The 6,477-nt window shown below is 74.8% G+C and carries 9 protein-coding genes and 1 pseudogene; 5 read left to right on the forward strand and 5 right to left on the reverse strand.

The window, feature by feature from the left end; translation table 11 throughout:
- Window positions 1–133 precede the first annotated feature (133 nt).
- Entirely contained in the window at window positions 134–694 is a 561-nt protein-coding gene (locus tag ACFXA3_RS31225; RefSeq protein ID WP_385192170.1) for a hypothetical protein, read from the forward strand.
- Between the two features lie 347 nt (window positions 695–1,041).
- Here ACFXA3_RS31225 and ACFXA3_RS31230 read toward each other — a convergent pair whose 3' ends face one another.
- The gene (locus tag ACFXA3_RS31230) at window positions 1,042–1,554 is read right to left on the reverse strand and encodes an NUDIX domain-containing protein (RefSeq protein WP_385192172.1); all 513 of its coding nucleotides are present in this window, start codon (window positions 1,552–1,554) and stop codon (window positions 1,042–1,044) included.
- Between the two features lie 23 nt (window positions 1,555–1,577).
- Here ACFXA3_RS31230 and ACFXA3_RS31235 point away from each other — a divergent pair, with 23 nt between their 5' ends.
- The 4 genes from ACFXA3_RS31235 (at window position 1,578) to ACFXA3_RS31250 (ending at window position 4,404) form a co-directional block, all read left to right on the forward strand.
- On the forward strand, window positions 1,578–2,303 hold the full coding sequence (locus ACFXA3_RS31235; RefSeq protein WP_385192174.1) for a M15 family metallopeptidase: 726 nt from the start codon (window positions 1,578–1,580) through the stop codon (window positions 2,301–2,303).
- Between the two features lie 13 nt (window positions 2,304–2,316).
- Window positions 2,317–2,655, forward strand: a complete 339-nt coding sequence (locus ACFXA3_RS31240) for an Mpo1-like protein (protein WP_385192176.1) — start codon at window positions 2,317–2,319, stop codon at window positions 2,653–2,655.
- Between the two features lie 76 nt (window positions 2,656–2,731).
- Window positions 2,732–3,217 (forward strand): Zn-ribbon domain-containing OB-fold protein, encoded by a 486-nt coding sequence (locus ACFXA3_RS31245; protein ID WP_385192179.1) that lies wholly within the window; start codon window positions 2,732–2,734, stop codon window positions 3,215–3,217.
- On the forward strand, window positions 3,214–4,404 hold the full coding sequence (locus tag ACFXA3_RS31250; RefSeq protein WP_385192181.1) for a lipid-transfer protein: 1,191 nt from the start codon (window positions 3,214–3,216) through the stop codon (window positions 4,402–4,404). The genes ACFXA3_RS31245 and ACFXA3_RS31250 overlap by 4 nt, the downstream gene beginning before the upstream one ends.
- Before the next feature lie 201 nt (window positions 4,405–4,605).
- Here the strand turns inward: ACFXA3_RS31250 and ACFXA3_RS31255 are convergent, their stop codons facing one another.
- From ACFXA3_RS31255 to ACFXA3_RS31270, 4 genes and pseudogenes are all read right to left on the reverse strand, one after another.
- Entirely contained in the window at window positions 4,606–5,232 is a 627-nt protein-coding gene (locus ACFXA3_RS31255; protein WP_385192183.1) for an ATP/GTP-binding protein, read from the reverse strand.
- On the reverse strand, window positions 5,213–5,656 hold the full coding sequence (locus ACFXA3_RS31260; RefSeq protein ID WP_385192185.1) for a DUF742 domain-containing protein: 444 nt from the start codon (window positions 5,654–5,656) through the stop codon (window positions 5,213–5,215). The genes ACFXA3_RS31255 and ACFXA3_RS31260 overlap by 20 nt, the downstream gene beginning before the upstream one ends.
- Window positions 5,657–5,666: 10 nt before the next feature.
- Complete coding sequence (locus ACFXA3_RS31265) at window positions 5,667–6,104, reverse strand: roadblock/LC7 domain-containing protein (RefSeq protein ID WP_385192187.1); 438 nt, start codon at window positions 6,102–6,104, stop codon at window positions 5,667–5,669.
- Window positions 6,101–6,477: pseudogene (locus ACFXA3_RS31270) on the reverse strand (hypothetical protein); the annotation flags it as partial. The pseudogene ACFXA3_RS31270 and the gene ACFXA3_RS31265, both read right to left, overlap by 4 nt.

Genomic DNA, 6,477 nt, shown 5'->3' on the forward strand with positions numbered 1-6,477 from the left:
GGACCGGCGCGGGGCCCGCGCGCGGCCTTCCGGAACGCGCTCCGGGGCGGCTCCCGGGCCGGATCTAGCCGGGCTCCAGAGCGGCGCGGGAGCATGCCCCTGCCGTGGGAGCCGGTCGAGCAGGGGGTCTGTGGTGGTGTGGGCGAGCCCGGTGGAGCGGGGCGGGTCCGTGCGGGCCCCGCGCGGTCCGCGCCGATGGGACGTGGTGCCGGGGGCCGAGGTCGTGGGCGCCTGCCAGTGGCTGATGGCGTGGGGACTGCTCGTCGCGGCGCAGCAGGCGTCCTGGGCCGGGTCCCTGGTGCTGTTCGGGGTCGGCTCGGTCGCCGCGGTCGCGGTCGGCTTCCTGCACGGGCTGCTGCTCGTCAAACCCCTGGCGGCGCTGGGGCGGCTGACGGCCCGTCTGACGGCGTGGCCGGAGCCGGTGGCGGCCCTCGTGCTGACGGCCGCGGTGTCGGCGCCTGCGGCCCTGCCGGCCCATGCGTGGCTGAGCGGTCTCGTGGCGTCGGCTCCCGGGCCGGGGGCGGTCTGGGCGGGCACGGCGGCCAGTGCGCTGCTCCCGATGGCGGCGGGTGCGTACCTGCGGGCGCGCCCGGTGCCGCTGCGCGCGCTGTGGACGCGCGGCCTGGCGGTGACGGCGGCCGTGGCGCTGGCACTGGTGACGACGGCGGAACTCGTCCACCCCCCGACGGCGTGAAAACCCGGACCGCAGGCCATGCGCAGGCCGCGGGCCGGCCAGGCCCCCCAGGTCCGTCAGGCCACGGGCCGGTCGGACCACGGGCCGGGCGGGCCACGGGCCCGTCCGGCTCGTGAGACCGCGGGGCGGGCCGCGGGCCCGTGAGGCCGCGGGACGGGCAAGCCGACAGGTCCGTCAGGCCGCTGGCCGGTCAGGCCCCCAAGCCCATCGGGCCCATCAGGCCGCCAAACCCATCACGCCGCGGGCCGGTCAGGCCGTCAGGCCGCTGGCCCGTCCGGCCGTGAGACCGCGGCGCGGTCTGGCTGGCAGGCCGGGCTGGCCGCGGGCCGGGCGGCTCGGCAGGGCCGTCAGGGGGTGTAGTGGCCCGCGAACCAGGCTGACGTGGCTCGGGTGTGGAGGGGGAACGCCAGTTCCGCCGGGGTGCGCAGGACGTGCCAGCCCGTGGTTTCGTCCGTGGGGGCCGACGGCGGGAGGGATTCGACCGGGCGCAGCGGCAGGAGGCCGAAGAGGAGCAGGTGTCCCGCCGGGGAGCTCATGGCGTCGGCCAGGGTGACCTCCGCCGCCGGGGCGTGGATGCCGGTCTCCTCGCGCAGCTCGCGGACGACCGCGTCGCGCCAGTCCTCGCCGAAGTCCATGAAGCCGCCTGGCAGGGCGATGCCTCCGATGGCCGGCTCGATGGTGCGGGTGATGACCACCAGCCCGGTGCCGGCCGCGTCCTCGACCGGGAGCAGTGCGACGGCCACCGGGAGCGGGTTGCGGTAGGTGACGGCGCCGCACGAGGCGCACGTACGGGGCCAGTCGGCCGTGTCGAACGGCGATCCACAGGTGGAGCAGTGCGAGTCCCTCGGCTGTGCCTGCATGCGGCGATGGTATGCCAAGGGGTATGAGGGTGCTTGCAGTTGCGGGAGTCGCCGCGGTCCTGGGCTGGGCGGCGTGCGTCGGGGGCGGCGGGGGTTCGGGCGCGGGTTCGGGCGCGGGTTCGGCGCCGCCCGGGTTCGTGGCGCTGGCCGAGGTCGATCCCACCGTCGGGCAGGACATCAGGTACGCCACCGACCACAATTTCACCGGTGCGGTCGTGGACGGGTACGAGGAGCCCGTCTGCCTGCTCGCCCGCCCGGCGGCCGGGGCGCTGCGCGCCGCCCAGCGGACGCTGTTGCCGCGCGGGTACTCCCTGACGGTGTACGACTGTTACCGGCCGCAGCGCGCGGTGGACCGTTTCGTACGGTGGGCGGCGGACGGGCAGGACCAGTCCACCAAGGCGGAGTTCTACCCGGACGTCGACAAGGCGCGGCTGATTCCCGACGGCTACATCGCCGAGCGGTCCGGGCACAGCCGCGGGAGCACCGTCGACGTGACCCTGGTGCGGCTGCCGCTGCGCCGGCCCGTCGACATGGGGACCGCGTTCGACCGTTTCGATCCGCTCTCGCACACCGACGACCCGAGGATCACCGGGGCCGCCCGGGACAACCGTGACCTGCTGCGGCAGGTGCTGTCCGCGCAGGGGTTCGTGAACCTGCCCGAGGAGTGGTGGCATTTCACGTTCGAGCCCGAGGCCTTCCCGGATTCCCGGTTCGACTTCCCGGTCGCTGTCGCCTCGGTGCGGCCGTGAGTACCGTGCCCGTATGACATTCGGTTCGTACGAGGAGTTCTGGCCCTACTACGTCGCCATGCATTCCCGCGCCGCCACCCGCTGGGTCCACCTCACCGGGACGCTGACCGGGCTGGCCCTCACCGCGTACGGCCTGGCGCGCGGCCGCAGGCGCTACCTGGCCGCCCTCCCGCTCATCGGGTACGGGACCGCCTGGCCGGCGCACTTCCTGATCGAGGGGAACAACCCGGCGACGTTCGGGCATCCCGGCTGGTCCCTGCGCGGGGACGCGCAGATGATCCGGATGATGCTGGCCGGGCGGGACGCGGAGCTGGACGCGATCGCGCAGAAGTGGCTCGCCGAGAACCGGTGACCCGCACCGCCCTCCCGTGGCAGACTTCTGACGGTTCGTCAGATGGTCGGTCGTATGCCGGTGCCCGGGAGGGGTCTTGGAACGCACACGTACACCCGTCGTGAGCGGGTGGTTCACCGAGGCGGACGGGGAGGGCGCGGGGGCCGGGGGCACGGAGGGCGGGTTCCGCCTGCTCGGCACCCGCTGCTCCGCCTGCACCGCGGTGTTCTTCCCCCGCGAGGACGCCTACTGCCGCAATCCGCACTGCCCCGGAGACGGCCGGCTCGCCGAGGTGCCGCTGTCCCCGCGCGGCCGGGTGTGGTCCTACACCGACGGGCGGTACCGGCCGCCCGCGCCGTACGTGTCCGACCCGGACGTGCCGTGGGAGCCGTACACCCTGGTCGCGGTGGAGCTGGAGGCGGAGGGGATGGTCGTGCTCGGGCAGGCGGCCGACGGGGTCACCGTCGCCGATCTGGCGGTGGGCATGGAGGTCGAGGTGGTCGGCGGGGTGCTGAACGAGGACGCGGACACCGGGACCGTCTGGACCACCTGGCGGTTCCGGCCGACGGGAGGCGCCGCATGAGCGCCGACATCGCGGTCCTGGGGGCCGGGATGCACCCCTGGGGCAAATGGGGCCGCAGCTTCGTCGAGTACGGGCGGGCCGCGGCCCGGAGCGCCCTCGCCGACGCCGGCCTGGAGTGGGCCGACGTCCAGTCGGTCGTCGGCGCCGACACCGTGCGCGGGGGATACCCCGGCTACGTGGCCGGCGCGACCTTCGCCCGGGCGCTCGGCTGGCAGGGCGCCCGCGTGACCAGCGTGTACGCGGCCTGCGCCTCCGGAGCCCAGGCCATCGGGACGGCGCGGGCGCAGATCCTGGCCGGCCTCGCCGACGTCGTCCTGGTGGTCGGCGCGGACGCGGCCCCCAAGGGCTTCTTCGCCCCGGCGGGCGGGGACCGGCCGGACGATCCGGACTGGCTGCGGTTCCGGGTGCTGGGCGCCACCAACCCGGCCTACTTCGCCCTGTACGCGCGCCGCCGGATGGCCGTGTACGGGGACACCCCGGAGGACTTCGCCCTGGTGAAGGTCAAGAACTCCGCGGCCGGCGCGCTCAACCCGTACGCCCGCTACCGCAAGGCGGTCACGGCCGACGAGGTCGCGCGGTCGGCGGTCGTCGCCGATCCGCTGCGGCTGCTCGACATCTGCGCCACCTCGGACGGGGGCGCCGCGCTGGTCCTGACCAGCATGGACTTCGCGCGCTCGCGCGGGGTCGCCGATCCGGTGCGGATCCGGGCGGTGTCGACGGTGACCCCGACGTACCCCCGTACGGTCCTCGACCTCCCGGACGTCGCCACCGACTCGGTGACCGCGGTGGAGCCCGCGGCCGCCTCGTTCCGGGCGTCGATCGCGCGGGCCGCGTACGAGGAGGCCGGGCTCGGACCCGGGGACCTCTCGCTCGCCGAGGTGTACGACCTCTCCACCGCCCTGGAGCTGGAGTGGTACGAGGACATCGGCCTGTGCGCCGAGGGCGAGGGCGCCAAGCTGGTACGGGAGGGCGCGACGGCGCTCGGCGGGCGGGTGCCGGTGAACGCCGGCGGCGGCCTGGCCTCCTTCGGGGAGGCGGTGCCGGCGCAGGCGATCGCCCAGGTGTGCGAGCTGACCTGGCAGTTGCGGGGCACGGCCGGGGACCGGCAGGTGCCGGGCGCCCGGGCGGGGATCACCGCGAACCAGGGGCTGTTCGGGCACGGGTCGGCCGTCGTCGCGGTGCGCTGACGGGGCCGGGGCGCGGCCGGAAGCATCCGGGCGCGGACGCTGAACAGGTGCTGTTGTCCGAACGCTTGACGGCCCCCGGCGGCGGGTTCACACTCGCTCCACAGCCTCCCGCCGGGTACGACGCCACGGCCGAGGCCCCTCCGTCCCCCCATGAGAGCTGCGGCCCGTACCCCAGTCGGCGGGGGTACGGGCCGCCTCCTGTCAGGTCCCGGCGGTCAGGCTGTGGCGCCGGGCCCGCGCCAGCGACATCGCGTGTTCCACGACCCCGACCAGCACGTCCTTCACGGACTCCCGGTCGCGTGCGTCGCACAGCAGCACCGGCACCCCGGCATCGAGGTCCAGCGCCTCCCGCACGGTCACCACGGGATGGCGTTCGGCGCCGTCGAAGCAGTTGACGGCGACCACGAACGGGATCCCCCGCCGCTCGAAGTAGTCGACGGCGGCGAAGCAGTCGGCGAGGCGGCGGGTGTCGGCGAGGACCACGGCGCCGAGCGAGCCCTGGGCCAGCTCGTCCCACAGGAACCAGAAGCGGTCCTGTCCGGGCGTGCCGAACAGGTACAGCACCAGGTCCTCGCGCAGCGTGATGCGTCCGAAGTCCATCGCCACGGTGGTGGTGCTCTTGCCCTCCACTCCCCCGGTGTCGTCGATGCCGACGCCCGGCTCGGACAGGAGTTCCTCGGTCCGCAGCGGTCTGATCTCGCTCACCGCGCTGACCAGGGTGGTCTTGCCCACCCCGAAGCCGCCCGCGACCAGGATCTTCAGGGTCAGCGGCTCGACCGGTGACACGGCGTGCATGGCACCGGTTCGGCTAGAGCGCCCGAAGGCCATCGATCACCTCACGCAGAATGGATTCATCGGGCAGTTCGGCCGGAGGTACCGGCCGGGTCACGTGGACCAGTTCCTCTTCGGCCAGGTCGCCGATGAGGACGCGTACGACCCCGACCGCGAGGTCGAGTTCGGCGGCGAGCTCGGCGACCGACTGGGGCCGCTCCCGGCACAGTCCGAGGATGTGGGAGTGCTCCGGGGACAGCGTCATGTCCCAGACCGGGTCGTCGGCCGCCGGTTCGGCGACGACGAGCGCGATCAGGTCGAGCCGGTGCCGGCCGGCGTGGCTGGTCCGGCCGCGGGTCATGGCGTACGGGCGGACGACGGGACCCGCGTCGTCGTCGAACCAGTGCGGGTGGACGCCCTCCGGCGACACCTCCGCGGCACCCACGGGACGGTCCTGGCGGTTCTGGGCTGGCTCGCTCATCCCGTCCGCCTCACCCTCCGGCTGGCAGCCCGGTGCGGGGAGCGGTCGCCAGGTGGTCGCCGACCCTCTTGACCATCAGGGTCATCTCGTACGCGACCTGCCCGACGTCGGAGTCCGCGTCGGACAGCACGGCCAGGCAGCTGCCGTCGCCCGCGGCCATGACGAAGAGGAAGGCCTCGTCCAGCTCGACCACGGTCTGGCGGACGCTGCCGGACTCGAAGTGGCGGCCCACTCCCTTGGCCAGGCTGTGGAAGCCGGAGGCCACGGCGGCCAGGTGCTCGCTGTCCTCGCGGGTGATGTCCTTCGAGCTGCCGGTGGGCAGGCCGTCGCCGGAGAGGACCACCGCCTTGCGGATGCTGCCGACCCGGTCGACGAGCTCGTCGAGGAGCCAGTTGAGCGGACCGGAGCCGCGGCCCCGGGTGTCGTTGCCGGTCTGCGGTGCGGTCATCGACCGTTCCCCTCGTTCTCGTATCCGGGACCTGTGGCGGCGGAAGTGCCTGCCCCGGTCCCGGACTGCTGCTGTGCCTGCTGTTCTCGGCCCGCCGTCCAGCCGCGCTGGAGTGCGGACATGCGCGCGCGCACCTCGTCCGCGTCGCGGTGGAGCACCGGGTCCGCGGCGGCTTCGGCGGGTGCCGGGGCCTGCGGCTGCTTCAACTGCGGTGCCAGGCTCGCCTGGCGGACCCGCTTGGGCAGCCCGCCCGGGCCCTGGGCGGGAACGGCTGCGCCGACGGGCCCCGCCGCAGCGCGCACCGGGCCCGGCACCGCCGCCGGTGCGGACATCGGGACCCCGGACACCCGGCGGGGCAGCACGCCGCGGCCGT

The organism is Streptomyces sp. NPDC059456 (assembly GCF_042750055.1).
Classification (GTDB): Bacteria; Actinomycetota; Actinomycetes; order Streptomycetales; family Streptomycetaceae; genus Streptomyces.

Bases quoted from the DNA above. Each gene is read 5' to 3' on its own strand.
- ACFXA3_RS31230 (WP_385192172.1), bottom strand. From the start codon at position 1,554: ATGCAGGCACAGCCGAGGGACTCGCACTGCTCCACCTGTGGATCGCCG.
- ACFXA3_RS31235 (WP_385192174.1), top strand. From the start codon at position 1,578: ATGAGGGTGCTTGCAGTTGCGGGAGTCGCCGCGGTCCTGGGCTGGGCG.
- ACFXA3_RS31240 (WP_385192176.1), top strand. From the start codon at position 2,317: ATGACATTCGGTTCGTACGAGGAGTTCTGGCCCTACTACGTCGCCATG.
- ACFXA3_RS31250 (WP_385192181.1), top strand. From the start codon at position 3,214: ATGAGCGCCGACATCGCGGTCCTGGGGGCCGGGATGCACCCCTGGGGC.
- ACFXA3_RS31255 (WP_385192183.1), bottom strand. From the start codon at position 5,232: ATGGCCTTCGGGCGCTCTAGCCGAACCGGTGCCATGCACGCCGTGTCA.
- ACFXA3_RS31260 (WP_385192185.1), bottom strand. From the start codon at position 5,656: ATGAGCGAGCCAGCCCAGAACCGCCAGGACCGTCCCGTGGGTGCCGCG.
- ACFXA3_RS31265 (WP_385192187.1), bottom strand. From the start codon at position 6,104: ATGACCGCACCGCAGACCGGCAACGACACCCGGGGCCGCGGCTCCGGT.